The organism is Pseudoalteromonas sp. S4741 (assembly GCF_005886135.1).
Lineage (GTDB): Bacteria > Pseudomonadota > Gammaproteobacteria > Enterobacterales > Alteromonadaceae > Pseudoalteromonas > Pseudoalteromonas tetraodonis.
In genome coordinates, this window is record NZ_PNCN01000167.1 from 1 (window position 1) to 2,280 (window position 2,280).

The 2,280-nt window shown below is 41.9% G+C and carries 1 protein-coding gene; it reads left to right on the plus strand.

Annotated elements, in window-relative coordinates; genetic code table 11:
* Positions 1 to 79 precede the first annotated feature (79 nt).
* A complete protein-coding gene (locus CWC30_RS16925; protein ID WP_138627691.1) occupies positions 80 to 2,131 on the plus strand; it encodes a type I restriction-modification system subunit M in 2,052 nt (683 codons plus the stop codon).
* The last annotated feature ends 149 nt before the right edge of the window (positions 2,132 to 2,280 follow it).

A 2,280-nucleotide genomic window follows, 5' to 3' on the forward strand; every position in this document is an offset into this window, starting at 1 on the left:
AATAAATCTAGCTTAAAAAATAGCATATCTAGTGATATGGTAAGTTAAGTTACGGAAAACAAAAAATTAAAGGGTCAAAATGACAGATAACAACTTCTCTTCAACCGCTGCTTTTTTATGGTCAGTCGCTGACTTACTTCGCGGTGATTTTAAACAATCTCAGTATGGCCGTATTATCCTTCCTTTTACACTGTTAAGGCGTTTGGAGTGTGTGCTGGAAGCCACCAAACCTGCCGTGCTTGAAAAGTACGAAACCGTAAAAGCTATGCCTATTGAAGCACAAGACAAGCTCCTTACTCACTCAGCGCAGTTAAGCTTTTACAATACTTCAAAAATGGATTTAAACCGCCTTGGCGAAACCGATGTAGCCAGTAACTTAGAAAGCTACATTCAATCGTTTAGCCCTAATGCGCGTGAAATTTTTGAGCACTTTGATTTTTTCAATACCATCGACAAACTAGAAGAAGCTGACCTGCTTTACAACGTTGTAAAACACTTTAGAAAAGAAGACCTGCACCCAAATGCCATTAGCAACTATGGCATGGGTTTAGTGTTTGAAGAGCTAATAAGGCGCTTTGCTGAAAGCTCTAACGAAACCGCAGGTGAGCACTTTACTCCGCGCGACATTGTACGTTTAACCACCTCTTTAGTGTTTACCAATGACGACGATGCGCTTACGCAATCGGGCTTAGTTCGCTCAATTTACGACCCAACAGCGGGTACGGGCGGGTTTTTATCATCGGGGATGGAATATGTATTAGAGCTTAACAATAAAGCATCGCTTTCAGCATTTGGCCAAGAACTAAACCCAGAGTCATACGCTATATGTAAAGCCGATATGCTTATTAAAGGCCAAAAGGTCGATAACATAAAACTCGGTAATACCTTATCGAACGATCAGCTACGCACTGAGAAGTTTGACTACATGTTATCTAACCCGCCATTTGGGGTGGACTGGAAAAAAATTCAAAAACAAATTAACGACGAACACACCGAAAAAGGCTTTGAGGGCCGCTTTGGTGCGGGTTTACCGCGCGTGTCTGACGGCTCGTTACTGTTTTTAATGCACTTAGTTAGCAAAATGCGCCCACAACACGAAGGCGGTTCGCGCATTGGTATTATTTTAAATGGCTCCCCTTTATTTACTGGTGGTGCCGGTAGTGGTGAGAGTGAAATACGCCGTTATATACTTGAAAACGACCTGCTAGAGGCCATTGTAGCCCTACCTACAGATATGTTTTATAACACCGGCATATCTACCTACGTTTGGGTGCTTTCAAGCCACAAGCCTGCTAACCGTAAAGGTAAAGTACAACTTATTAATGCGGCAAAAGAGCGTGCTAAAACTGGTGGCAGAGGCCGCAGCGGTGGTGGCGAGTCAACTGAAGAAGTTGAAAATGTGTTCTATGCAGCAATGCGTAAATCACTCGGTAGCAAACGTAAAGAACTAACAGAAGATGCAATAGAAACCATTGTTAAAATATACGGCCAATTTGTAGAGAATGACTTTAGTAAAATATTTGATTACCAAGCGTTTGGTTATCGCCGTATTACAGTAGAGCGCCCATTGCAACTGGCTGTTTATCCAAAAGATGAGTTACGTATTACTGCTTTAACAACCGACAAAGCATGGGATAAGTTAAACGAGCATACTCAACACACTATTCTTTCAGCGCTTGCCTCACTTGATGATAAGTATTTGTCTCGCGATGTATTTTTAAACGCATTAACCTCTGAGCTTGCAACAGCAACACCAGCAGTTAAGCTAAGCGCTGCACAGCTTAAACTGATAGTTAAGCACTTAAGTGAACACGATGACGAAGCCGAAATTTGTAAAACCAAAGGCAAAATAGAAGCTAACCCTGACTTACGCGATAACGAAAACGTACCTCTAACAGAAAGTGTTGATGACTACTTTGCGCGTGAAGTACTACCACACGTACCAAACGCGTGGATTGATACTAAAAAAACGGACGAGCAAGACGGTGAAGTCGGTATAGTCGGCTACGAAATCCCATTCAATCGCCATTTTTACGAATACGTACCACCAAGATCACTTACCGAAATTGATGCGGACTTAGATAAAGTATCGAGCGATATTATGCAGCTGCTTAACGAGGTGCATTCATAATGACCGGTCGTTATAAAGCATACCCAGAATATAAGGATTCTGGAGTTGAATGGCTCAAAGAAATGCCTGTACACTGGAAGTTATTGAAGGCTAAGCACATATTCAAAAAAGTACAAAGACCTGTAAGGCCGGAAGATGGAATTGTGACA

Bases quoted from the DNA above. Each gene is read 5' to 3' on its own strand.
- CWC30_RS16925 (WP_138627691.1), top strand. From the start codon at position 80: ATGACAGATAACAACTTCTCTTCAACCGCTGCTTTTTTATGGTCAGTC.